General features: G+C 69.1%; 11 protein-coding genes. 7 read left to right on the top strand and 4 right to left on the bottom strand.

Annotated features, from left to right (window positions below):
• Positions 1-17 precede the first annotated feature (17 nt).
• Positions 18-878 carry a helix-turn-helix domain-containing protein gene (locus tag Q8A52_RS25030; protein WP_316755404.1) on the top strand — a complete coding sequence of 287 codons (861 nt, stop codon included), beginning with the start codon at positions 18-20 and terminating at the stop codon, positions 876-878.
• Positions 875-1,060: a DUF397 domain-containing protein gene (locus tag Q8A52_RS25025; protein ID WP_316755403.1), complete on the top strand. Its 186-nt coding sequence runs from the start codon at positions 875-877 to the stop codon at positions 1,058-1,060. The genes Q8A52_RS25030 and Q8A52_RS25025 overlap by 4 nt, the downstream gene beginning before the upstream one ends.
• Positions 1,061-1,175: 115 nt before the next feature.
• Here the strand turns inward: Q8A52_RS25025 and Q8A52_RS25020 are convergent, their stop codons facing one another.
• The 4 genes from Q8A52_RS25020 to Q8A52_RS25005 form a co-directional block, all read right to left on the bottom strand.
• Positions 1,176-2,426 (bottom strand): hypothetical protein, encoded by a 1,251-nt coding sequence (locus Q8A52_RS25020; protein WP_316755401.1) that lies wholly within the window; start codon positions 2,424-2,426, stop codon positions 1,176-1,178.
• A gap of 67 nt (positions 2,427-2,493) precedes the next feature.
• Complete coding sequence (locus tag Q8A52_RS25015) at positions 2,494-6,540, bottom strand: Eco57I restriction-modification methylase domain-containing protein (protein ID WP_316755400.1); 4,047 nt, start codon at positions 6,538-6,540, stop codon at positions 2,494-2,496.
• Positions 6,540-9,506, bottom strand: coding sequence for a DEAD/DEAH box helicase (locus Q8A52_RS25010; protein ID WP_316755398.1), 2,967 nt, complete (start codon positions 9,504-9,506; stop codon positions 6,540-6,542). Before Q8A52_RS25010 ends, Q8A52_RS25015 begins: the two co-directional genes overlap by 1 nt.
• 33 nt (positions 9,507-9,539) lie before the next feature.
• Complete coding sequence (locus Q8A52_RS25005; RefSeq protein WP_316755396.1) at positions 9,540-15,833, bottom strand: protein kinase domain-containing protein; 6,294 nt, start codon at positions 15,831-15,833, stop codon at positions 9,540-9,542.
• 476 nt (positions 15,834-16,309) lie between these two features.
• Between Q8A52_RS25005 and Q8A52_RS25000 the strand changes: the two genes are divergently transcribed.
• From Q8A52_RS25000 to Q8A52_RS24980, 5 genes are all read left to right on the top strand, one after another.
• Positions 16,310-19,066, top strand: a complete 2,757-nt coding sequence (locus Q8A52_RS25000) for a sigma-70 family RNA polymerase sigma factor (protein WP_316755395.1) — start codon at positions 16,310-16,312, stop codon at positions 19,064-19,066.
• Between the two features lie 43 nt (positions 19,067-19,109).
• A complete protein-coding gene (locus tag Q8A52_RS24995; protein WP_316755393.1) occupies positions 19,110-22,235 on the top strand; it encodes a helicase-related protein in 3,126 nt (1,041 codons plus the stop codon).
• On the top strand, positions 22,232-24,079 hold the full coding sequence (locus Q8A52_RS24990; RefSeq protein WP_316755391.1) for a DUF1998 domain-containing protein: 1,848 nt from the start codon (positions 22,232-22,234) through the stop codon (positions 24,077-24,079). Before Q8A52_RS24995 ends, Q8A52_RS24990 begins: the two co-directional genes overlap by 4 nt.
• On the top strand, positions 24,076-25,161 hold the full coding sequence (locus Q8A52_RS24985; RefSeq protein ID WP_316755389.1) for a DEAD/DEAH box helicase: 1,086 nt from the start codon (positions 24,076-24,078) through the stop codon (positions 25,159-25,161). The genes Q8A52_RS24990 and Q8A52_RS24985 overlap by 4 nt, the downstream gene beginning before the upstream one ends.
• 79 nt (positions 25,162-25,240) lie before the next feature.
• On the top strand, positions 25,241-25,894 hold the full coding sequence (locus Q8A52_RS24980) for a hypothetical protein (RefSeq protein ID WP_316755387.1): 654 nt from the start codon (positions 25,241-25,243) through the stop codon (positions 25,892-25,894).
• Positions 25,895-25,939: the final 45 nt, after the last annotated feature.

Here is a 25,939-nt window from a genome sequence, read left to right as displayed (position 1 = left end):
CTGGAGGTGGGCCTCGAATGACGACCGACCACGTCGAACCGGTGGGGCTGGGCGGAGAGTGCGAGCGGGAACCGGATCCGTCGGACAGTCTGCGAACCTTCGGGGCGGTCGTCCAGGCGTTGCGCGAGCATGCGGGGCTGAGCCGGGTGGAGTTCGGGGAGATGGTCCGCTTCTCCAAGCACACGGTGGAGTCGGTGGAGTTGGGGCGGCGGATGCCGGACGCGTCGTTCGTGGAGCGAGCGGAGGAGGCGCTGGGCAACACGGGGGCGCTGCGGCACTCGGCGCGGTTTCTGACTCGGGGGGAGGCTGGGCTGGCGGCTTGGTTCCGGCAGTGGGCTCGGCTGGAGCGGGTGGCGGTGAGCCTGTGTACGTATGAGTGCCGGTTGGTGCCGGGGCTGTTGCAGTCGGAGGGGTACGCGCGGGCGCTGTTCGAGAACCGCATTCCGCTGCTTACGGACGAGCAGCTGGAGGCACAGGTATCAGCTCGGTTGGAGCGGCAGAGGATGCTGCGTCAGCGGCCGACTGTTCCCTTCAGCTTCATCGTTGAGGAGTCTGTGTTCAGGCGGCGGCTGGGCGGCGTCGAGGTATTGCGCCATCAGTTGGACCACGTACTGGAAAAGACGGCCGCTCGAAACGTGACTCTGCAAATCGTGCCGCTGGAGGCCGAGTACCACTCATGCATGGACGGCCCGCTACGGCTGTTGGAGACCCCGGAGGGAAGGCGGCTCGCGTACTCGGAGGGGCAGGAGAGCGGCCGTTTGATCTCCGGCCCGAAAGAGGTGAGCCTTCTCTGTCAACGCTATGACACACTGCGCTCGCAGGCCCTGCACCCCAAAGACTCACGAGGCCTGCTGGAGCGGATGCGAGGAGATCTATGAGCACGACGGAACTCGCCTGGTTCAAGTCCAGCTACAGCGGCAGTTCGGGCGACGACTGCGTGGAGGTGGCCCTCACCGAACAGGCTGTCCAGGTGCGGGACTCCAAGGATGCGATGCGTACCCCCTTTACAGTGGGCCGGGACGGCTGGTCGTGCTTCCTGGACTTTGTGGCGGACGCCTGAAGGCGACGCGTCACGGTGACAGGCCCGCAGGCGCATGCCACCGCGACGGGTAAACCGGCTCTTCGCCGTTGAGGGCGTAGCCGGGCTGCGCACGAGGCTGACGGTCGGTGCTCCCTCAGGCTTTCTCGTCGCGTTTCTCCTCGTCCCCGAGCAGACGGCGCGCTCGCTCGGCGATCCCGCTGGAGAGTTTGCCCGTCACCGAGTTGGCCCGGTCGAGGGTCTCGTTGCCGAGGCTTCTGGCGGCATCGACGCTCTTTGCTCCTGTCTCGAGCGCCTTGTCCCTCACCACCGTGGCTGCCTCCACCCATCGTCTCGCCTCCGACGACTGGTGACCGGACTCAATTCCGAGTCGTCCGTGGAAGTCGTGGACGCCGGTCGCGAGATGGTTGGCCGACTGGACTACAGCCGGGGACTTGGTCGGGTTCAGTAGCACCTTCGCGTTGGCCGTGTCAGCAGCCGCAGTCATCCGGGCCACCAGACGCTCGGTGCTCCGCGAGATGACATCCAGCCGCCTCTGTCGGGCAACCCGAAGCCCGAGGCGATGCGGGTCGAGCTCGTCCGGAGCCGTATCCAGCACTCGATCGAGTTCGAGCACCGCGAACGCGTCCTGCAATTGGAAGCAACGAGCCAGCACAGCGAGCCACTCCCGGGCCTTGGATTCGACTTCTTTGGCCGTCGTGGCGAGGTCCCCGATCTTGGTCTTGGCCTCCATCTTCGCCGCAAGTGCATCGAGTTGACGCAGCGCGTACGCCTGGGTGTCTGCGATCGTCGTCGGTGCGGCCTGCACCTTCGACCACGTGACCTCGGAGACCCGGCCCACCTGCTCCCGGATGGTCATGGCCTCCTCGATGATGAGATCCACCCCGATCATGCGGGCCACCGCAGCGTCCTTCTGAGCGCGGAGCACGTCGTCGACCTTCTCGTCGATCCTCGCGAGATAGTCGGTGATCTCGTCCATGGTCTGCTGCATGGCGAGTTGTGCCATGATCCCCGCGGCACCAGACAGAAGCGCCGGGTTGGTCAGGAACGAGCCGGCGCCCTTCTCTACCTGGAGCCAGTTCTTGATCGAGCCAGGTTTCCCCACCATCGCATGGCTGATGCCTGGCGTCCTGGTTTCCATCAGCCCGAACTTCTTAACACGCTCCGCGGACTCCTTGGTCAGCTTCACCCACCGACCGGAGTTGGCGGCAATCTCCGAACCTGCCTGAGCGGCTGCGGCCCCGGTACCGAAGACGGACTTGAGCCGTTGCAGTCCGAGGTCCTTCGACGGCAGTCCCTCCGAGAGGAGGAAGCGTTCGACATCCGTCGCATTCCCGATGACCGCCAGCCCATCACCGTCACTGATCAGCTGAATCTCGTTGTCCATCGCCCGCTCCTGAAATGGCTTCTCGCAGTCGAGGGTGGTCGGGGTGCGCGCGGCGATCGCCGGGCGGTCAGGCGGGGTGCCGGGGGCCGTGGCCCGGGGGCGGGGTGAGGGTGGAGGTGTAGTTCTCGCCGTCCACCAAGGGGTTTTCGAGGCTGACGCCGGCTGCGGCCATGCGGTCGTACTCGGCGAGGATCAGTTCCTTGGTGCGGTAGGTGCCGTACTTGGCCTCGTCCTTGCGGCGGACGATGGGGAAGGCGTCAAGGATGTAGTCAACGTCGTCTCGGGCGATGCCGTAGAGATGGAAGACCAACGCATCAAGTTCGCTCCTAATCAGCGCACGCCGACCCTCATTCCAGCGGAATGGGCGCCCAGCGTCGCCCAGGTCCCGGGCGAATGACGTCATGTCCTCGGCGGTGTAGGCCAGTTCAACTACACGCGGATTGATAAAGGCTGCATGGCTGCCGAGTTGGCCAGGAGTTGGTACCGGCAACTGTGCTATGGAAGCGTAGGTGAGGTGTGTGCCACCAACCTTTTGCCGGGTTATGAAATCGAAAATGAACGACGATAGAAAGGCGTTCAATAGTCCAGCCGTATGGGGCTGCTCTATGAACATGAGCGGGTTGGTGTGGCCGATTGCCACTATCGGCATCACCGAGTTGATCATGGTGCGCTCGTCGAGGCTGCTCGCGATATCTCGCCAGCCGATCAGCCAGTCGCGATCCCAAACCTTTTCGCGAAGCTTCGCCTCCACTTCTCGTGCCGGTACCCAGTATCGAGGTGTAACGAAATAGGAGGGATTGTCGAGATGTGCGGTTGAGGGGGTGGGTATAGCTCGGACTCCCTTCCCCGGTGTCACATTGGCTAGTGCATAATCCCCGAATCGATGGTTGAAGTGGTGGAGCATCTTTGCTTCATATAGAGGAAGCATGCGGTCGCCGCCGCGTGAGAAGCCGTTTCCCGCTGCGACCCATCCATCGGTTTCCAGTTCCTCTTGGGTGTGGAAGAGGTGTGAATCGCTGGTCATGTTGAACAGGCCTTGCATAAATGAGAGGCCCCAGGGGTTTCCTTCGGGATCTTCCTCCCTGATTAGCACAGGAATGCTCCGATGGATTTGGAGGGCTATCCTGGAGTCGCGGCGCCCCTTGAAAATGGGAGTTGTCCCTGTATTTGGATTGACTGCCTGGATGTCCTCCGGAGTAATGCGGACGTGGCGTGTATCGTCTCCTAGTTCCTCAATCTCGGAGATGCGAAACACCATATCCATCGGCTCCTGGTTCCGTGTTGATTGAAGAGTGAGCAAGCAGAACCTATTGCCTTGAGCTCCGGCCACATCCGGGAAGAACCCATTGTTGCGAAAATCGTACAACGAGACCAGGGATCGGCGTTTCATGAGGTCTTGAAAGAAATACTTGGTAGTGTCATCTGTGGCTATGCCCGTAGGTACGATCAGGCCCACGCGTCCAACTTTGGCGGCCAATCGGCGCCCTTGTTCCGCAAAAATTGGATCAGTCTTAATACGTCCCCGACCGCACAGAGGGTACAGACCGGAAATTCCGGCAAAGTGTCGATAGCTGTCGATATGGCGCTTAGTGGCTTCGTATTCTGCAGATAGATCAGGGTTGCTGGTCCGTAGGAGCTCGATCATCCGCTTACGCTTGGCGCCCGCTGACTCTGCTATATCGGCGGCGCGTGACGAGAAGAATTCCTGCTCTTTCAGCTCCAAATGCTCCCACGGCGGATTCCCCAACACACAGGAGAAGCCCCCAGCCCACCCCGTAGACGGATCGGCGCCATCGTTCGTAGCGCCAGAGACGGTGAAGACCTCAGGAAACTCCAGATGCCAGTGGAAGAACTCGTACTGCTGCGCGAGCCGGATGATCTCGTCATTCGTGCTCACAGGAATGCCCGCGCTCGTGCTCTGCAGGTCGCGGAAGACCCCTTCCGTCACCGGCGTCGGCGCGCCCTGGACCTTGGGCCAGACGAAGGCCGCACACCAGGCGTCGCCGATGTGTAGCGCCCGGAGATAGTCCGCCGACTGTTCCAGGTCACGGAACCGGCTGGACTGGAGTCGGACGTCGCGCAAGGTGTTGGTCGGAGCCGCGGTGATGTCGCGCAAGCTCGCCGCGAAGGCCGCGTTCGACACCCAGATGCGCTCCTCCGTGTGGAAGCTCAACTGGCCGCCACGCTCAGCAGCATTTCGCTTCTTGATGGCCGACGCGATCTTCTTGTCATCCCCCTCGATCGGCTTGAACGCGTCATCCGGAATGCCCTTGGCCAGCAGCGCCGGCGTAGCCCCGATCAGCGCGTTCCCGTGCTTGATGTGGGCGTCCAGGAAGCCCAGTGGCTTGCCCGGCTCCAACGCCTCCAGCCACAGCGACACCTTGGCCAGCTCGACCGCCATCGGGTTGAGGTCCACCCCATAGATACACCTCGCGACCACTTCGTGCAGCGCGTGCCGTACCGCGTCGATCGTCGGCTCTGGGTTCTGCTCCCGTACCGCAGCCACCCGCTTCGCGATCCGCCGCGCCGCAGCCACCAGGAAGTGACCAGACCCGCACGCTGGGTCACACACCGTCAGGTTCAGCAGCTCCTCAACGATCGCCTCGCCAGCGTCCGGCTGACCCGAACGCGTCGCCCGGATCTCGCCCCGCTTCACCGCGTCGTCGATCACCGGGTCCAGCGCCGAGTCCAGCAGGCACTCGATCAGCGAGGACGGGGTGTAGTACGAGCCCGTCGTCTTCCTCGCGTTGCCCGGCAGCTCGACCAGTTCGAAGGTGCGCTCGGTCGCGTTGTGCTTCGGGACCAGCTCCAGCAGGGACTCGTAGATGGAGCCCAGCTCCTCCGCGTCCAGGTGCCGATAGTCCACCACCCGGTTCCGCTTGCTGCTCATGTCCCGCACGATCGACAGCGCGCGCACCGCCTCCAGCAGCGGCTCGTTCGACAGGGACAGCCCGTGCAGGATCTTGTCCGCCTCCGTGTCGTCGAAGATGCCGCCCAGGCCAGGCAGGCCCAGCTCGGGCAGGCCGTCGTCACTGCCCAGCCCGGACAGCACAAAGCGCAGCGCCTGGTACAGGTCACCGTGCGCGGTGCCCCGGCGGCGCTGGGCGTGCCGGCGCAGGCGGGCCGAGGAGAAGTACGCCGCGTACCGCTCCTTCGCCGTCTCGTCCGCCGACGGAGACAGCAGGACCTCGCGGTCCTCGGCCACGAACAGGAACAGGAGCCGGTAGACCATGCGCAGCAGCGCGTAGTGGAAGGTTTTGACCTCCAGGGAATCCCTCAACTCCCGGTTGTCCGGGTGCTTCAGGAAGCCCGTGCCGAGGGTCGTGATCGCCCGCTGGACGCCCTTCCTGAGCTGGTCCAGGGCACGCGTGCCCTGCGCGATCGCCTCCGTGCGCCACTTCTCCAACCAGCACGTCGACGGCGCCGCCTCCTCCGCGACCTCGAACCGCGAAACGTGCAGCAGCCGGTACAGCAGCACGAACTCGCTGAACAGCTCGCCGTCGAAGATCGCGTCCAGGTCGAACTCGACGTACGACGCCGTAGCCAGAGCGCTGGAGTCCCGGAGCAGGCGGACCTGGCGGCCGTTCGTCAGGACGCCCCACAGGTGGGCCTCGGTCCGGTTCAGGCACTCCTGGAGCATCGACTGCGGCGGGACCGTGCCCGCGCCGCCCGGTCGCTTGTCCAGGTTGGCGTTCCACGCCACCTGGTGGATCAGCGCGTGCTGCCAGCGGTGCGAGACCTCGAACCGCTTCTCCGTGTCCGAGTCGGCCGTGACGCCCTCCGTACCGATCGGCGTCAGGCGGCCGAAGCCCAGCTCCCGCCACAGTGGCGCCAGCCAGTCGGCGCTCGCACGGCCAGTGGGGTCAGACGAGGGCAGGCCCGTCTCCCGGTCCTCCGGGAGGTGCTTGCGCAGCTCGCGCCAGAGCGGCTTCAGGTACTCCCAGCTGCGCTCGGCCTCGTCCCGTACCGACCGCGACGACGGCAGGCCGTAGTCGGCCGGCTTCGAACCCGGGACGTCCTTGCCCTCGGAGACGCGCAGCAGCATGTCGGCCGGCAGCAGACCTCCGACCGTGTGGACGGCGGTGAACACCTGGTTGCGAGTCGTGGCGGACATCAGGCGGACGCTCCAGAGACAGCAGCAGGGGCAGGGGAGGAAGCGGAGGGGTTGGCGGGCAGGTACAGGTACGCGCCCAGGACATCGGCCGGCTTCTGGGCCGTCACCGACAGGCCGCGGACGATCTCGCCGGAGGCCTGGCGCACCCGGCGGTGCGAGGCGTCCAGCACGGCGGCCAGATCCTCGCCGTACGTCTCCAGGTAGTCGTTCGCTTCCGGGAGTTGGTCGAGGATGCGCTTCATCATGCGCTCGCCGAAGTGCGGGTCCGTGTTCTCGGACGCCGTCGCGTCCAGCAGCGCCGCCGCACGCTCCTGCGACAGCCACACCGCGTTCTTCGGGGAGCCCTCGAAAGCCAGCAGCCGCGCGTCCTCCGCGACCAGCTGCTTCTCGCCGCTGCGCGACGGCAGGGTCAGGTGGAAGCGGTAGCGGACCAGCAGCAGGGTCGTCCGCGTCGTCACCACGTCCGTCGTCACCACACCGCAGCGGCGCGCCGGGCGGGCGCCGTCCGCCTGGGTGTCCAGCGCCGCGTTCAGCACGTGCGAGGCCAGCGCGCCCACCACCGGGTCCGTCCGCACCAGTGCCGCCTCGCCCCGCGCCACCGCCGGGTCCGTCCGGAACGGGATCGGGCGGTCCTGCTCGATCGCCTCAGCGCCCACGGCCGTCGCCAGCGCGTCCCGCAGGCCCGCCGGTGTACCGCCCACCTGGGCCGTGAAGTCCTCCGACGGGTCGGCTCCCCGCAGCACCGCGCCCAGCGAGCCCAGCGCCTCCCGTACGAACGTCTTCACCTCGCCGGTACCGCCCAGTGCATCCCGGATCGCGGCGACCTCCCGGGCCACCTCCTCCGGGTGGATCGAGCGCTGCGCGAACCGGGAACGCGACGCCTTCTCGCGCTCCGCCGCCGAGTTCCAGTCGCTGTCGAGCTTCGCCGTGCTCACCTTGAACGCGTCCGCGCTGAAAAGGGCGTCCTCGTTCTCGCGGCCGCGCATCAGGAGCCACTCCACGATCGCGTCCGTCACGCCCGTCGACAGCTCGTCCGGGACCGACACCGAAATGCCCAGGTCCTTCTTGATCTGGCGGTGCTTCTTGATGAGGACTTCGAGGACCTTGCCGTCGATGCCGTTGTCCTCGCCGTACAGTGTGATGACGCGGACCTCGTCGCGGCGCTGGCCGTAGCGGTCGACGCGGCCCTCGCGCTGGTCGTGGCGGGTGGGGTTCCAGGCCAGGTCGTAGTGGACCACCGCGTCGAAGTAGTGCTGGAGGTTCACGCCCTCCGACAGGCAGTCGGTGGCGATCAGCACGCGGCGCGCGGCGGAGTCCTCGCCGGCCTCCGTCGCCAGCGCCTCGATGTTGTCGATGCGCTGCTGCGGCGACAGTTCGCCCGTGACCGCCTTGACGACGGTCTTGGCGCCCAGCGGGCCGCGCTTCTTCGTCTCCGGATCGTTCGCCAGCTGCTCGGCCAGGTACTTGGCGGTGGGGATGTAGCGGCAGAAGACGATCGGGTTGTAGCCGTCTGCGAGCAGGCCCTTGAGGTGCTTGATCAGGGCTTTCAGCTTGAGGTCGTACGCGGGACCCTCCAGCTCCTCCGCCCGGTCGGCGAGTTCGGCCAGGCGTGAGCGCGGATCGTCGGCCTCGATCTCGGCGCCCGGTGCTACGTCCATGCCCTCCATCGAGTCGCTGTCGGCCGCGTCGCTGTTCAGCGGGGCGCCCAGCTTGTCGGCCTCCTCCGCCGAGGACGCGACCGCCGCCGCGGACCTCGTGCGCAGCGTCTGCGCCGCCGCCCGCGGGGACGACACCAGCGAGCGGAGCAGCGCGATCGCCGACCACCACGCTATTCGGGCTTCCCTCCGGCCCCGGCCGTCCGCCTCCTCAACCCGCTCGCTCGCGTAGGCGATCGCGTCGTCCAGCAGGGCCCGGTACTCCGGGGACAGCTTGTACGTCTCGTCCTTGAAGTAGCGGTCCGAGGGGAACGCGGTTCGCTCCGCAAGGGAGTCGTCGGCCAGGCCGTCCTCCTTGGTGAGGTACTGGCGTACGTCCGCGCGCTTGCGGGCCACGAAGTGCTGGGCGAGCAGCTTCCGGCCCGCATCCGACTCCAGGTTCACGTGCGCCAACTCGGGCTTGACCAGGCCCAGCAGGTTCCGGAACGCGGACTCCTTGCCGCTGTGCGGCGTCGCCGTCACCAGCAGCAGGTGCCGTTCCGCGTCCTGGGCGACCCGCCGCAGCAGCTCGTAGCGCAGCTGGTTCTGGGTGCCGGTCTTGGTGTCGTCGGCCGCCACGCACGTGTGCGCCTCGTCGACGATCACCAGGTCGGGACAGTGCCGTACGAAGTCGTCGCGGTGGCGGGTGGACTTGATGAAGTCCGTGGAGACGATGACGTTCGGGTAGCGGTCGAAAAGGGACTGGCCGAGGTCCAGGCCGCGCTCCAGGCGCGTCACCGTCGATGACAGCACCAGCTCCGCGTCGATGCCGAACTTGCTGCGCAGCTCCTGCTGCCACTGCTCAGCCAGTGCGGGCGAGCACAGCACGGCCAGGCCCGACGCCTCGCCCTGCGCGAGGAGTTCGCTCGCGATCAGGCCCGCCTCGACGGTCTTGCCGATGCCGACGTCGTCGGAGATCAGCATGCGGACCGTCTTCTGACGCAGCGCCATGAGGAGGGGGACGAGCTGGTACGCGCGCGGCTCGACGGCGATTCCGGCCAGCGAGCGGAAGGGTCCCGCGCCCGAGCGGAAGCCGACGCGCAGGGCCGTGCGGAGGAGGCCGGCCGCCCGCTGGTCGCCGAGGTCGCTCGGCTCCGGCTCGGCGAACCGGGCCTCCTCGACCGTCTCGAACGCCGGGAACACGGCGGCGACGTCATAGTCCGATCCGCCGAGCGGGCGCAGGACGAGCAGGTCGGGCTTGCTCTCGGGGAGCACCACCCATTCGCGGCCGCGGGCCTTCACCAGGGAACCTGCGGAGTACGTGAGTGCCATGTGTGTTTTCGAGTCCTCAGGAGAAGGCGGTCGTCAGTTGGCGGTCGGCGTGCCGAAGTAGCGGGCGTTGGCTGCGGCGATGGCGTCCCAGTCGGCGTCGTGCGGAAAGCGGACGACGTCCCAACTGGCGTTGAAGAGGCGGTCCTCGGCGTCCTCGTCCCGGAAGGTGTCCTGCTTCTTGTCGGGGGTGTCGACGAAGACGGCCACGTTTCCGCCCGGGAGCCGGTACACGAAGTCGGGCATCGCGTTCGCCTCGGTGAGGAAGGGGCCCGCCTCGTCCGGCAGGTTCAGTCCCCGTGCCTTCGCCCAGCCCAGGAAGTCACCGCGCGCGGCCAGTTCGGCGGCGGCCGACGCCTCGACCGCCGTCGGCGCCGCCGGGGTCCGGTCGAGCAGTCGCCGGTACTGCTCCGACCGGGACTCACCGCGCGACTCGCGCTGCGCCGTCGCCTGGGCGAACCGCACCAGCAAGTGCCGGGCCGCGTGGCGGTTGATCAGCGCGTGGTCGAGCTGGTTGCCGTACGTCAGCAGGCACTCGTAGCAGCCCAGGGCACATGGGCGGTCCGGGTGCGGGCCGCCCAGGTCGGTGCCGTCCTCGTCGAAGTGGCAGATCGACAGGGCGTACTGGGCGGCCTTGGCCAGGGCGTCCGGCTCGGCCTGGAGGCGGCGCAGCACGCCCGCGCCGCCCTCGGCGGCCTCCATGAACAGGAACCGGCCCCGCGGTCCGCCGTCCGGCGGCAGCAGCTCGCTGGACAGCTCGGCGTCCTCCAGCTCGAACGCGGCCTCGATGCCCCGCTCCAGCGCGTACATGAGGGACAGTGCCTCGGGCTCGGGCAGGGCCTCGTCGAGGGTGACGACGAGGATGTTGCGACGGTCCTCGACGTATGGGATGACCCGCTTCTTGCGGCGCCGCTCCTTGCCCTCCTCGTCGACGACCGGCAGCTCGCTGGAGTCGCCGGAGGCCTCGGCGGCGTCCTTGTCGTTCATCCAGCGGCCGTCGGCGAGGTCGAGCCAGTAGCCCGCCGGCTCGTCCTTCTTGGCGCGCACCCGGCCGAGGTTGGTGATCCGGACAGTCGCCGAGTCGCCGTATGCCAGGTCGGCCAGCGGCGCGTCCGAGGCGTCCGCGACGGACGCGTTGAGGCGGCCCTTGCGGGCGCCGTGGTCCTGGAAGCGGTACGACATCTCCAGGCGGAAGCCGGCCCGGCGGCGCTCCTCCTCGTCGGAGGAGATGCGCTCCCGGCGTGTGGTGTAGACGGTGTGCAGCTGGAGCAGGCCGTGGGTGGCCGCGCCGAGCGGTTCGTCGCACATGTGGCAGCGGTCCTGCCGCTCGGCCGGGTCGTGGTGGTAGCCGCAGTGCGCGCAGCGGCGGGCCTCGCTGGTGGCCAGGTCACCGGAGGAGTCCGGCGGCAGCTGGATGCGGGTCACCTGGTAGCGGGCGCCCTCGTGGTAGATGAGCGCGCCGGGCCCGAACTCGCGGATGGCGAGGAAGCGGGGGCGCTGGAGGTAGTCGCCGTCGCCCCGGCGGCGGCCGATGGTCGGGATGTAGGCCGCGAGCGGCAGGCGCGGGAAGCTGTAGCCGGGCAGGAAGCCCTCGGAGGCGAGGTAGCGGTAGGGGTTGAAGTCGGAGAGGACCGACTTGCTGTCCACGCTCTCGTTCATCAGCAGGTTGAGCTGTGTCTCCGCCTCACGGCGGCGGGCGTTGGCCCGGTTGCGGTCGCTCTCGGTCAGGCTGTAGTCGAGGCGCCGCTTGTTCTGGATGTACTGGTCGTCGAGCGCCGCGCGGAACAGCTGCCGCCACCGGTCGAAGGCCCGGTCGAAGCGCTCCGGCACCGTGCGGACCCGGTCCTGGATCCAGTCGTCGTGCCACCACGTCGTGTCCGCGAAGTCCGGCAGCAGCGGGCCGAGCACCCGCAGGGCCGCGTCCACCGTGCGGTGCTGCGCGGTGTCGTCCAGGGAGGCGTCGAGGATGTGGGGGAGCAGCTCCAGGGCGGGGTTCGGGCGGTCGCCGGTGTCCGGGTGCGACACGTCCAGGACCTCGGGTATCGCGCGGCCCAGCTTCAGGCCGGCCTCCGCGATCCATATGCCCTGCAGGTGGGAGAGGACCAGGTCCTCGTTGGCGAGGTCCAGGCGCGGCGGGGCCACCGCGCCCGCCACCATCCGCTCCGAGCGACGGAAGTAGTACTGGTCGTGGCTGTTGCCCGTCGCGCAGTACGTCGTCACCAGCGCGGGCTGGCCGCTGCGGCCCGCGCGGCCGGAACGCTGCGCGTAGTTGGCGGGCGTGGGCGGCACGTTCCGCATCATCACCGCGTTGAGGGAGGAGATGTCGACGCCCAGCTCCATCGTGGGGGAGCAGTACAGCAGCTTCAGCTCCGCCTTGCGGAACGCCTCCTCGCGCCGCTCCCGCTCCTCCGGGGCGACCTGGGCGGTGTGCTCGCGGGCGAACAGCCCGGACAGCGCGCTCGCGGCCTCCTGGTACAGGTCCCGGAAGAAGGTGTTCACCCGCGGGCCGTCGCCGCTGGGGTAGGTGCGGGTCAGCGGGTCGTGCGTGCCCGTCTCGCCCTTGCCGGCGCGCCAGATCAGCGACTGGGCCGCCACTCGGTAACCGGTCGTGACCGCTGTCGTCGGCCTGCGGTAACGGCCCGCGCGCTGCGGCGCCTCCGCCACCTCCTTCACCAGGCCGTTGGCGGCCAGCACCTTCAGCAGTTCGGCGATGACGAGCTGAAGGTCGTCGGGGGAGAGGTTCTTGAACGAGGCGTCGGCACGCTTGAGGTACTTGCCGAACTTGCCGCGCGCGGAGAGGAACAGGCCGGAGCGGTCCAGTCCCCGGCCCGACGGGTGCGGGTAGGCGGTGCCCACGCGCGGGCGATCGGAGGCTGACAGCACCCACGGGTCCACCAGCCGCTCCTCGCTCGCCCGCTGCAACGCGTCGAAGTCGTCCCGGAAGTACGACACGTCGATGGCGAGCGAGCGGCGCATCTCGTTGAGCAGCACCTTCATGATCTCGGCCCGCAGGGCCGGATCAGCGTCCCGCAGGACCGCATGGGTGTGCGACCAGCGGTCCTGCTTGTCCGCGACCCAGCGCAGGTCCGCGTAGTCGATCTCCAGCAGACCGGTCTGCTCCAGGTTGGGCATGGTGATGCGCCAGCCGCGCTCCAGGTCGAGGTAGAGCCGGAAGGCGACCACGTCGCGCAGGGTCTTGGCCGCTGACTTGGCGAGCGTCGGGGGCTGGTCGGCCTCGCCGGTGTAGTCCATGGGGCTGAGACCGAGCGCGTTCGTCACCGCCGAGGCCAGCTCCTCATGGGTGAGGCCGTCCTCGCCCGCGTCCAGGGCCGCCTGGTACAGCGCCCCGCGCAACTGGGTGATCTGCACGAAGTCGTTGAAGTGACCGGCCTGGAGCGAGGCGTCCTGGCGGTTGTCGACGAATGTCAGGAGCTTGCGCGCCTCCTTGTCCAGCGCCTCCTCCGGCACCGACTTCAGAGACCGCACCACCGACGCCGAGATGAGGGAGGTCGCCGAGGAACGACCCTCCTGGTCCAGCGTCGCCAGCTTCGCGAAGTCCCGGCCGCGCGTCTGCTCGTAGGCCACACCGCAGTGCAGGCAGAAAAGGAACGGAGAGGGGATGAACGCGGCCTGCAGCTCGCCCCGGCCTTCGTAGCCGAGCGGGTCCACGGTGACCGCGCGCGGCATCCGGTCGCGGTACGTCTTCCTGACGACCTCCTGGCCCTTGTCGTCCAACTCCAGCCACGACTCGGGCAGTCGGCGGTCGTCGACGGCGTACTGGACGCTGGACGGCCAGGGCCGCTCCTGGTCGATGAAGAGGTAGCCGTCGCCCTGGCGTCCGCCCGTGGCGGAGGTGTCCCGGCGGGCCTCGTAGCGCACCTCTGCGTCCTTCTCGGTGCGCCAGACGGTCAGGTACTCCTGGCCGCACTCGCGGCAGAAGGCCAGCGGCATCAGCAGCTTGCCGCCGCTGCCCGGCTGCTCCAGCTGGTAGGAGCGGGTCAGGTGGCGGGAGAGCTTGTCCTCCAGGGTGACGTACACGGTGTCGCCCTTGGAGAGGAACTGGTGCAGACGGAACGCGAACAAGGGACGGTCGGTGACCGGATGCCGGGCCTGCGAGCCGGCTTCCAGGGTCGCCTCGATGGCCTTCGCGCAGTCGTCCTTGGGTACCCCCGAGTGCTCCGCCAGTTCGCGTGCCGCCACCTCGATCTTCGTGGGCCGGCGGCGCACCAGCCGGCCCGTGGACTCGTCCGTGGCGAGACCGAACCGCGTCTCGATCCAGCGGGACAGCGGATCGCGCACCAGATCGTCGTACGCGCGCGGTGCCACCGGGGAGGTCAGGCGCTCGGCGGGGACGGTGTCGGGGGCCTCGTCGGTGGCGCGTACGAGCGTCTCGCCAATGACGTGCTCAGGGCTGACCGTCGTGCCGAACAGCCGGGTCGCCACGTCGGCGACCACCTTCTTCTGGTCCTCGACGGTGCCCTCGGTCGACATGGTGGCCGAGGTGCCGATGCACTGCACGTCGGGCGCCTGGCAGGCCTCGCGGACCCGGCGGATGAGCAGGGCCACGTCGGCGCCCTGCCGGCCGCGGTAGGTGTGCAGTTCGTCGAAGACCAGGAACTCCAGGCCCTTGGCCATCTTGATGAGGCTGGCCCGGTCGGCGGGCCGGGTCAGCATCAGCTCCAGCATCACGTAGTTGGTGAGCAGGATGTCCGGCGGGTTGTCGCGGATCTCCTTGCGCTTCTCGTCGTCCTCCTGGCCCGTGTAGCGGGCGAAGGTGACCGGCTCGTGGCCCTGGCCGTAGCCATCGCGCAGGTACTTCTCCAGCTCCTTGAGCTGGCTGTTCGCCAGCGCGTTCATCGGGTACACGATGATGGCGCGCACGCGCTTGACGGCCTTGGGACCTTCTGCGCCCCGCTCGTGAAGTACGCGGTTGACGATCGGGACGATGTACGACAGCGACTTGCCGGAGCCGGTGCCGGTCGTCAGCACGTACGAGGCTCCACGCGCGGCGGCGTCGACGGCCTCGCGCTGGTGGCGGTGGAGGGTGAGCGGCCGGCCGTCGGGGACGGTGCCGCCCTCCGTCTTACCGGCCTGGAAGATGCGGGCGCACTCCGGGTGGAGGACCTTCTCCCCGACGAGTTCCGCGACCGTGCCGCCGCTCTGGAAGAACGGGTTGAGCGACAGCCAGGGATCGGGCCACTGCGACTTGTCGTCGAGGTCCTTTTCCACGAAGGCCGCGACACGGTCGTCGCGGATGACGGTGCCGCCCTCGGTGAAGTCGCGGTAGTCCCTGATGAGGGCGCGGTGCACGCCGAAGACGTCCATCGCCGTGCCGGAGGCCGTGACGGGCGCCGGCCGCGGCGCGGGCGTGGCAGAGGAAGTGGTCGTGCGGGCGGCGGTTGCGGCCAGGGGCCGTGTCGGGTCGAGAGCGCTCCAGTGGGGGAGTTGCGGCGTGTCACCGGACCGGAGGGCGAGCGGGCACAGGGCCTCGTGAACGTCGGCCGCGCTCGCGGGACGGTCGGCGGGGTCCTTGGCGAGCAGCCGGCCGACGAGTCGGATCAGCTCGGCGGGAATGTCGCCGCGGATGACGCCGAGGGGGGTCGGCTCGGCCTCGAGGTGCTTGCGGGCGAGTTCGAATGGCGACTCGCTCACGAAGGGTGGTACGCCGACGAGCATTTCGTACAGCACACAGCCCAGCGCGTACAGGTCCGCGGCCTGGGTCACCTGGCGGGCCTCGAACTGCTCGGGCGCCATGTAGCGGGCGGTGCCGACGCTGACGCCGGTGCTGGTCAGCCGCGTCTCGTCCGGGTCGTCGACGATGCGGCCCATGCCGAAGTCGAGGACCTTGACGGTGCCGCCACGGGTCAGCATGACGTTCGCGGGCTTCAGATCGCGGTGCACCACGTCGGCTGCGTGGGCGGCGGAGAGACCGTCGGCGATCTGGGCGCCGATCGCGGCCACCCAGGAGACGGGCAGCTGGCGCTCTTCCTCGACGAGGTCGCGCAGCGTCTCACCGTCAAGGAACTCCATGGCCAGATAGGGCAGTCCGCCGTCCGTGCTGATTCCACCGGCGATGAGCCGGGTCAGGTTCGGGTGTTCCAGGCGGCGCATGATGCGCACCTCGCGGGCGAAGCGCTCGACGGCCTTGTTGTCCGCGCCGGTGTCGATGAGGCCACCCGTACGGCGGCGAAGGACCGTCTTCACGGCGACCCGGCGTTCGGCGCCGCCCTCCGGCGCCTGCAGATCCTCGGCCCGGTGGACCTCCCCCATGTTGCCCTTGCCGATGACTTGCCCGATGCGGAATCTGCCATCGATCAGCACGTGGCCCACGGCCGCCCCCTGCCCTCATCTCGCCGTCCCGCTAAGGGACTTGCCCCTGCACGTGCCGCCGATTCGCTTACGTTGCGGAGCGGCAAGTACGGTCCTGATCACCGTACACGAGGGGCGCCAACTTTCCTAGACGTGAGATCTGTTGACACTGTTAACGCGTCACCTCTACGGTATGGCGTGAAGTTGGGGTGGGGAGTGGACGAATGCGGCATCAGGCAGTCGGCGTACAGGGTGCGCCCATCACCAGAGCCGCGCTTGCCGAGTTGCTGGTTCAGCTCCGGCGCGCGGCGGTGGACGGCATCGTGCCGGAAGGTGCGTTCATGGCGCAGGTGCAGAAGCTTGGACTCGGAGAGGCCGAGCGGGAGCGGCTGCGGGCGGAGTTGGCCAGGCTTGGGGTTCCTGTCCAGAAAACGATGCTGCATGCAGACGGCGACTCTCCGGATGTGGAAAAGGTTGCACGAACCCGTGGAGAAAATGTGTTCGGCCGCGTTGAGCAGGTGCGCGAGCTCCTGACGCGCTATGCGGACGACGACGGACACGTAGCGCGCCGGGCCGTCGACGGTGTGGTCCGGCTGGCCGGGCTCACCGCGCGCGAGGCGGCACAGGTCTGGGCGGAGGCGAGGGTGCGGGGCGCTGACACTACGGCGAGTCAGCCTGCCCCGGCGGAGCCGCCGCCCGGACAAGACGCCGCCGACGGAGTGTCGCCGAACCAGGAGGCTTCGTCGCGCTCCGACGACTTCACCGCCGCCGTGGCGGCCGCGTTGTCGGTGCTGCGCGTGGATCGCGTCCAGAGGCGGCCCGACAGCCGTCTCCTCAGTGCCGAAGCGGAGGTCGGCCTCGCCGTGCTGCTGCGCGGCGGCGCGGACGGTGTGGCACAGGAACCCACTGACGCGGACCTGAGCACGCTGCCGCCCGGTGACATCAGGATCCAGGCACGGGACTGCCTTGTGCTGCACAACCTGCGGCTCGTGCACTCCCTGGTACGCCACCATATGGAACAGGGGTTGGACTACGACGACCTGGTCCAGCACGGCGTCCTGGGGCTGTTGAGGGCCGCGCGGAAGTTCGATCCGACCATGGGCAACAAGTTCTCGACCTACGCGACCTGGTGGGTCCGGCAGTCGATCACCAGGGGAATCGCGGACGAGGGGGCCCTGATCCGTGTGCCCGTCCATATGCACGAGCAGATCCGCAAGGTGGCGCTGGCCGAGCGGACCCTGTACGGACAGGGAAAGCCCGCGGGTGTGGTCGACGTGGCCGTGTTCTGCGACATGACGGTGGAGAAGGTCGAGGCCGCCCGACGACTGAGCCCTCGCACCGACTCGCTCGATCGCGTCATCGGTGACGGTGCCACCCTCGGCGACTTCGTGGGGGAAGCCAATGCCCTGCCGTCGGTGGAGACCGGTGTGTTGAACACGTTCCTCATGGCAGACGTGTTGGCCGTCGTGGACACGTTCTCCGAGCGCAGCGCCCGTGTCCTCGTCCGGCGCCTCGGCCTCGATGGCGACGCACCCTCGACGCTCGACGAGCTCGGGCGGGAGTTCGGGGTGACCCGGGAGCGTATCCGGCAGGTGGAGAGCAAGGCCCGCTCGGCGTTCCGGCTGCGGCTGCGGATGGCGGGGATCATCGGCGCGTACCGGTCCGACGACGGGCACTGGGTCGACGTGGGTGGGGAGCAGCGCCGGTCGCCGAAGCGGCGTGCGCGTGGCATGGGTCCGTCTTCCGCAGCTGTCACGGAACGACCGGACGTCGAGCCGGCGGTGCGGACCGAGACATTGCCCGTGCCCACACCGGATCAGGAGTTGCCGTCCACTACCGGGGAGGAGACAGCTGTGGCCGATGGGAGCGGGAGCCGCGAGCGGGAGGACACGCTCGACGTTCTCGCGGGACGAACCTCTCCGGCAACTGCACAGCTTTCGGACGAGCCGTCTCCGTCCGCGATTGCCGTGGTGAGCCCGCCGCCCGCCGTGGAATCCGACGTGCTCCGATCCGTGCGGTACACGGCGGACTGGGACAAGGCACTGCGGCTGGCGGCGACGTTCGAGGGGGGAATCGACTGGCTCGCCGAGTACGCGCTGCTCGCGCTCGGACATTCCCAGCTCACGGTGATGCTCGGCCCATCTGCCGCCGCGGACGTGGTGCGTGCCGTACGGGAGAGGAGGACGCCGGACCAGCAGGTGCTCTCGGCCCTGGAGGTGCTGCAACGGGTCTTCGACACCCTGAGGAAGACCGCTTACCGGCCGGAGGACTTCTTCGAGCGGCCTGCCGAAGCCCTGGTCGGGGTGACCCCGCGGACCTACCTGGCCCGGAAGCCGCTGGTGAACACCGAATCACGCCTGGCGGTACGAGACGCACTGAGGGAGTTCGCCGCCCAGATGCCGAGCCGGAAGCCGACTGCCGAGTCGTCGACCGGGACCGCCGAGAAAGCGCACGGCCGCTCCGCGAGCCCCTCGGACGACCTGGCCGCGGAACCGGACCCGGCGTCCGACGACGCGCGATCGTCCGTACCCGTACCCGCCGCCGACGAGGAGCTACAACCCGTCCGGATCGCGGCGGACGTGGACGAGAAGCCCGCACCGCAGCGAGCGGGTTCCGAGGAGGAACTCGCGCTACCGCGCGCCGAAGCCGACCTGCGCCTCGCCGAGGTCCGCCGCGATCACGAGGCGCGGATCGTACGCGTGCGGGATGAGCATCAACAGCGCCTGGCCGCGGAACGGGAGGCCGCCGACGCCCGGGTCGCCGCAGCCGAGGCAGAGACCGAGCGGCAGCTGGACGCCCTGGAAGTTGCACTGCTGCGCCGTGTGGACACGTCACTCGTGCGCCGTGAGCGGAGCGTCCGTGCCGAGTGCGACGAACGCCTCGTCCAACTTGGCGAAGAACATCGGGCGGCACTCCAGGAAGCGGTCCGCCGGGGCGAGCACGCCGATTTCTACCGGCAACGGGCGGGCGAAGCGGACCGGCGGCTGCGCCAGTACCGCGAGGACACCGAGGCGCGCATCGCCGATCTGGAGGCCAGGCTGCGCCGGGCCGAGTCCCTGCTCGCCGAACGGGATCAGGCTCTCCAGGCAGCCCGGCAGCAGGTGGAGGCAGCCGAACAGCGTGCCGCCGAGCACATCGCCCGGACCGAGCACAACGCCTGGGCGCGCATCACGGAACTGCAGGAACAGCTTGCCGCGGAGCAGGCGGACAGCAGCACCCGCACATCGCTGCGGGACCGCTGGCGTCGTCCCTGAATCCCCACGGCCTTCCCGCCTTCGCAGACTCATCGAGGAATCCATGGACCCCAGACAGGAGCTCGTCTCCTACATTCACCGGCAGCTGGTCGGCCCTGCCGGAGGCGAGTACGAGACGCTCGACGCCCCGCCGGACCGTCAGTACCTCATGGGCACGCTGTACCCCCAGGAAGCCGACCTCCAGCGGCACCTGTATCTGGCGGCGGAGGAGCCGGACGGCTCCGGAACGGAAGGCACGGCCGACGACACGGCTCCGGCCGAAGACCCCGTACCGGAATCCAATTCCTGGCTGCCGTCCTCGCTCGGCTTCAGCTTCTACACCGACGCCACCACCATCGAGGTCGCCTGTGTGGGCGCGCGCTACGAGACCCGTGCCGCGACGGGCGAGCGTGGCCGGCGCTGGGAACGCGTCCCGCTGGCCGCGGAGACACACACCCTCACCCCCGACCGCGACCGGGTCCAGGTCCTCGACGGACGGGCCGAAGTCCTTGTGACCCGGCGTGTGTTCGGCACCGGTCAGCTGGTCACTGTGGCCCTGGTCAACACGGCACGCCACGAGCAGGCCATGGGGAAGGCCGCGCAGTGGGATCGCATGCTCTTCCAAGTGGGCCTGGAAGCACGGCCAACAGACGGCGGGGTGCGCCAGTACCCGAGCGTCCGACTGGCGAGCCGCGACCCGGAGGAACAGGAGTTGCGCCTGCAGTACGAGCATGTGCGCACGCATGCCGTCGGCCACGGCTGCGCGGTCGAGGAAGTGCACGACGGGGGAGGCACGCGCGTGACTGCCCTCCGGGCAGCCGTCATGCCGCAGGCAGAGGTGCGCGGTGTCCGCGCGGCAGGCCTCGGCGACACTCCCGTGCTGAACCTCCTGCACCTTGCCGATCCGCACATCTCCGTGGGTCAACTCCGTGAAGAACTCTGGGAGTTCGCCGCGGACTACCGCGCCTGGTACGTGGGGCAGCTGAACAGGGACGTCCCCGACTGGGGACGTGAGGCCGCCGACCGCATTCTCGCCCGCGTCAGTACGGCAGTCAGTCGCATCGAGTCCGGTGTGCGCACCCTCTGCGACCCCGGACGGCCGGAACTCCTGCACGCCTTCAGGGCCGCCAACCGGGCCATGGCGCTCCAGATGCGCCACTCGGCCCCCGACCTCGCGGGCAGCCGACGCGCCCGCGGTGCCGGGGTTCCGGTCGATCCTGGGCCGAAACCCGAGGCCACGTGGCGCCCGTTCCAGCTGGCCTTCTTCCTCCTGGCCCTGGACGGTGCGGTCGACCCCCGGCACGAGGACCGGGACATCACGGACCTCATCTGGTTCCCGACCGGCGGCGGCAAGACGGAGGCTTATCTGCTGCTCGCCGCCTTCGTGATGCTTCTGCGCAGACGCGAACCGGACGGAGGAGGCACGGCCGTCCTGAGCCGGTACACCCTCAGCCTGCTGACGACCCAGCAGTTCCAGCGCGCGGCGACCACCATCTGCGCCCTGGAGACGCTGCGCCTTGCCGACCCGGACAATTACGGTGAGGAGCCCTTCTCGATCGGCCTGTGGGTGGGCGAGACCACCACGCCCAACACCTACGAGAAGGCCCGCGCGGCCTTCGACAGCGAGCGTGCCGCGGCCCGCCCCGACGACGTGTTCATCCTCGACCGCTGCCCGTGGTGCGGAACCCGCATCCTTCCCGCACACAAGTCCCCCGACATCGCGGACTACGGGGTACGCGCCGACGCCGCCTCCTTCGCGTTCTTCTGCCCGCGCGAGGAATGCGCCTTCCACGCCGGACTGCCGGTCGCCGTCGTCGACGAGCATCTCTACGATCACCCGCCCACGTTCGTCCTCGGCACGGTGGACAAGTTCGCCCGCCTCGCCTGGGAACCGCGCGCGGGGCGGCTGTTCGGAGCCGGGAGCGCCAACCGGCCGCCGTCACTCGTCATCCAGGACGAGCTGCACCTGCTCACCGGCCCCCTCGGCACCACCGTTGGCCTCTACGAATCCGCGATCCTCGGCCTGTGCGCCGCATCCGACGGCACCGGTCCGAAGGTCATCGCCTCCACCGCCACCATCCGCCGCTCCGGTGAACAGATCCGGGCCATGTACGGCGGTGGAGTCCAGCTCTTCCCGCCCGCCGGACTGGACGCCCGCCACTCGTACTTCGCGGAACAGGACTCCTCTCGTCCAGGCCGCCTCTACGTCGGCGTCATGGCCCAGGGGCACACCGCCGGTCGCGCCTCCGTGGCCACCGCGGCCGCCCTGCTCCAAGGGGCGTGGGAACTGCCCGAGGAACACCGCGACGCCTACTGGACGCTGGTCGCCTACCACCACAGCCTGCGCGAGCTCGGTCGTACCGTCACGGCCGCGGGCGACGACATCCCCGCACAGCTCACCGGTCTCGACACGGGAGCGGGCACCAGGCAGCTTCCGGACCATCAGGTACAGGAACTGACCAGCAATCTGCCGCGCGCGGAACAGCCCGTGCTGCTCGACCGGCTGGAGAAGCCCTGGAACGACCCCGCGTCGGTGTCCTTCCTCCCCTGCACGAACATGCTCTCCGTGGGTGTCGACGTGAAGCGTCTCGCCCTCATGCTCATGCAGGGGCAGCCCAAGACGACCGCCGAGTACATCCAGGCCACCAGTCGTGTGGGGCGCAGCTCCGTACCCGGACTCGTGGTCACGTTCTTCAACGCCACGCGCCCGCGTGACCGTTCGCACTACGAGACGTTCGACATCTACCACCGTTCCCTCTACCGGCACGTCGAGCCCACCAGCGTCACACCGTGGTCCGTGCCGTCGCGGCGCCGGGCCCTGCACGCCGCTCTCGTCATCCTCGTACGTCACGGGCTCGGGCTGGCGGCGGAGAACCAGGCAGGTCACATCGTCGAGCGTCTCCCGGAGGTCGAGGTGCTCGCGGACCGGCTCGCCCGGCGCGCCGAAGTCTGCGAACCGGCCACCGGCGAGGCGGTACGCAAGGAACTGGCGGACCTCATCGCCGACTGGGAGGACGCCGCTCGTGAGGCGCACAAGCACGGCCGGGAGCTGTACTACCGCAGCCAGGGCAAGGGACAGTCGAACTTGATCAAGAGCTTTGAGCAGAAGTACGGGCTGTGGGAGACGCCCAACTCCATGCGCAACGTGGACCGGGAGTGCCAGGTGATGGTGAAGGGAGCCGACCTGTGAGCCGCACGCTGCGGGTACGCCAGTCGCAGACGGTCGTCCCGTTCGGGGTCGGGGCCGTGTTCGACATCCAGGGCGAGTCCTTCGTCGCCACGGGAATCGGCGACTGGCCGGGGCAGGGCAGGCAGCAGGTCGAGTCCCCGCGACTGGCCTCCCGGCTCGGAGTCACGTGCTTCTACGCCGCTCCGGCCACGGCCAACGACCGTTACGACACGCCGGACGCCCCGGGAGCGCCGTACGTCCGCTTCCCCTCCTGGCTCTTCTGCGGGGCCTGCCGGCGCATGAAGCGGTGGCGGATCGCCGACGAGAAGCCCGGTCAGCCGCCGCGCTGTCCCTCCTGCTCGCCGGCGCGGACACTCGCGCCCATGCGGTTCGTGCAGATCTGTGCGGCCGGCCACCTCAGCGACATCGACTGGTGGTTCTGGGCGCACTCCCGGCGTGACGCCGGCGAGCGCCGTCAGTGTGCCGAGCGCGAGAGACTGCGCTTCCTCGTCTCCGACCGCGCCTCCGGACTCGAAGCGCTCTCCGTGGTCTGCACCGCGAAGGGGTGCGGAGCCGCGCGTGATCTGCTCGACATCCTCGGAACACACGGGATGCGGTGTTCCGGACGCAACCCCTGGCAGCGGGCGAGCGAGGCCGCGGAGTGCGTCAAGCCGGTTCAGGTGGTGCAGCGCACGGCGGGAAACCTGTACTACCCGATCGTGCACTCGGCGCTCGACATCCCCGAGACCGAGGTCCCGGCGCACGCGGACGAGGAGCTCGCCCGGCGGGTGCGGGAACACGACCTGTGGGTGCAACTCTGCCGGTACATCGGGAAGCCGCGGGCCGGCATGTTCCGGGACGTCATCATGGAGGACACGGGAGCCGACGAGGCACTCCTCGACGCCCTCGTCGCCGAGGAGACCGGGGACACTCCGGCGCCCTCGTCCCACACACCGTCCACTCCCGCCCGACCCGACCTGAGCCGGGAGGAATGGGCCGCCTTCACCGCTCCGCCACCGCCACCGACGCGGGACTTCGCACTGCGCGAGACCACCCTGGGCCTGGGCGGCGATACCGAGGAACCGTGGGCCGGCCTGCGCCGGCGGTTCGGCCGGATCGTCCTCGCCGACCGGTTGCGCGAAGTCCGCGCCCTGTCCGGCTTCACCCGGGTCTCACCCGATGCCACGGTCGTACCGTCCGACACGGCACGGCGCCTGAGATGGCTGCCCGCCGTGGAGGTCTTTGGAGAAGGGATCTTCCTGGCGCTGGACCGGCGTGAACTCTCCGCATGGGAAGCCGACGCGAAAGTCCGTCACCGGGTCTCGGGGATGCGCGCCGACCTCGATCGCTCCTTACAGAAGGACCGCCTGGAACACGTCACCGGTCCGGAACTCGCCCCACGCTTCGTCCTCCTGCACACGCTCGCCCATCTGCTGATCCGTCAGCTCTCCTTCGAATCCGGTTACTCGACGGCGAGCCTGCGCGAACGCATCTACGCGCGCCCCGAACAGGACCAGTACGGCATCCTCGTCTACACCGCCGCCGGAGACGCCGAGGGCACCCTCGGCGGCCTCGTCCGCCAGGGTGAACCGCCGCGCCTGGCGGAGACCCTGCTGCGTATGACCGAGGCGGCCGCCTGGTGCTCGGCGGATCCGCTGTGCGCCGAGCACACCGGACAGGGCTTCGCCAACCTCAACCGCGCGGCCTGCCACGCCTGCGCACTCCTTCCGGAGACGAGCTGCGAAGCCGGCAACGCCCTCCTCGACCGCGCCCTGGTCGTCGGCGGACAGGGGGTGCCCGGCTACCTGGAGACGGTCGTCGGTACCGCCCTTGCCGCCGCGGCAACCGCCCTGGAGCAGCCATGACCGTCAGCTATCTCGACCTCTCGCCTCGGCAGCGCGACAGCCTTGACGAACTCCCCTTCGACGGCAACCATCTGGTCAGCGGTCCGCCGGGCAGCGGCAAGAGCCTGCTGGCGGCCCAGCGGGCCATCATGCTCGCCCTGACCGGAGCGCAGGTCACCCTGCTGACCCGCTCCAACCTCCTGCGCCAGTCGCTGGCCGCGGTCGTCCACGCACTGGGGCCGAGGGACCGCAGTGTGCGGGTGGCGACGGCCCACGCGTGGCTCACGGAGTGGTTCGGCGGCAGGGCTCCGGCCGCGGCTGACGGCACGTACGACTGGGAGGCATGCTACGACCGGGCCGCCGAACTGGGCCCCGATCCCGACATCACCCTGGTCGTCGACGAGGGACAGGATCTGCCCCCGGAGTTCTACCGGCTGCTCCGGCTGCTGCAGGCGCGTACGACGGTGTACGCCGACGAATGCCAGCGGCTGACCGACACCAATTCCACCCTCGCCGAGATAGCCCAGCGCCTGGGCCGGTGCACCCGGCACGAACTCGACGGGAACCATCGCAACACACGGCAGATAGCCTCCCTCGCCGCGCACTTCCACACGGGCAGTGACCTGCCCGACCTTCCCGAACGGGACGGGCCCGTGCCCCGGCTGCACCGTCTGCCGCACAAGGGCGCCGCCGATCTGCTGATCCTCCTGGCCCAGCAGCATCCGCAGCACAGCATCGGGGTGATCGTGAACTCGAAGCACACTCAGTTCTCCTTGCTGGGCAGCATCGAGCGCAGGGCACCCCGGCTCAAGCCGCAGCTGTACACCTCCATGGCCAAAGAAGGGCGTTACCGCACGCTGGACCTCGCTCGTCCGGGCATCGTGCTGGTGCACCGGGCCAGCGCCAAGGGGCTGGGTTTCGACACGGTCGTGATCCCCGACGCGCACACCGACGCGGCTGCCGATCCCACGTCGGCCGCGCTGCGCATGACGTACTACGTGCTGGCCACGCGTGCCCGGCGCGAGCTCCACCTCGCCTACGAAGGAGAAAGCGAGCCGCCGCTGCTGGCGCAGGTCGGGCCGGGCTCACTCCTGCGGGGGTGACGGGACTCGCCCGTGCGTCCGCACGGAACCAGAGCGTCGCTGCGGCTCGTATCCCTCCACCGTGGGAGGATCCCCAACCATGAGCGCGTCCCCGGCGGTGAGGAGCCTGCGCGCCGCGGTGTTCGCCGCGGTGTGCGTGCTTCTGGCTGCCGCCGGGCACGGGTTTGCCACCGGTGACATGCCGCCGGTGTGGGTGGACGATGCCGGGTTTGTCGGTGTCTTCCTCGCCGGATGGCTGCTCGGTGGCCGGGAGCGGTCCCTGCCGGGGATCGGGGCGGTCATGCTCGCCACACAGGCGGGTCTGCACATCGCCTTCGACGTCGTGCAGCCGCACGCGGCCGTGTCCGCGCACGGCACGCGGCCGGCGTCCATGGGCAGTCACGCCGATGCCGCCGTGGGCCATGCGCACGGCCTCTTCGCGCCCGCCTCGGACGCCCTGGCACACGTCCACGAGATGTCCACGCCGGTCACGGCCGCCCACCTCCTCGCCGCCCTCGTCGCCTCCTGGTGGCTGCGGCGCGGGGAGGTCGCGCTGTGGTCGTTGCTGCGCCGGGCCGCCACGTTGGTGCCCTCGCTCGCGGTGGTCCGGTGGCGGGGCGCTCGCGTCCCGCTCCCCGCGCCTCCGGGCGGCCCCGTGCGCACGCACGCCGAGGCTGTCCCGCTGCGGCAACTGCTGCTACGGCACGCGGTGCGTCGCCGCGGACCGCCCGCCTGGATCCCGTACACCATCTGACCCCCCATCACGCTCTTCAGCACGTACGGAGATCCACTCACCCAT

The organism is Streptomyces herbicida (genome assembly GCF_032656585.1).
In the GTDB taxonomy this organism is placed as follows: domain Bacteria; phylum Actinomycetota; class Actinomycetes; order Streptomycetales; family Streptomycetaceae; genus Streptomyces; species Streptomyces herbicida.
The sequence above is the reverse complement of the archived record's forward strand: the minus strand, read 5'-3'. Positions and strand labels throughout refer to the sequence as shown.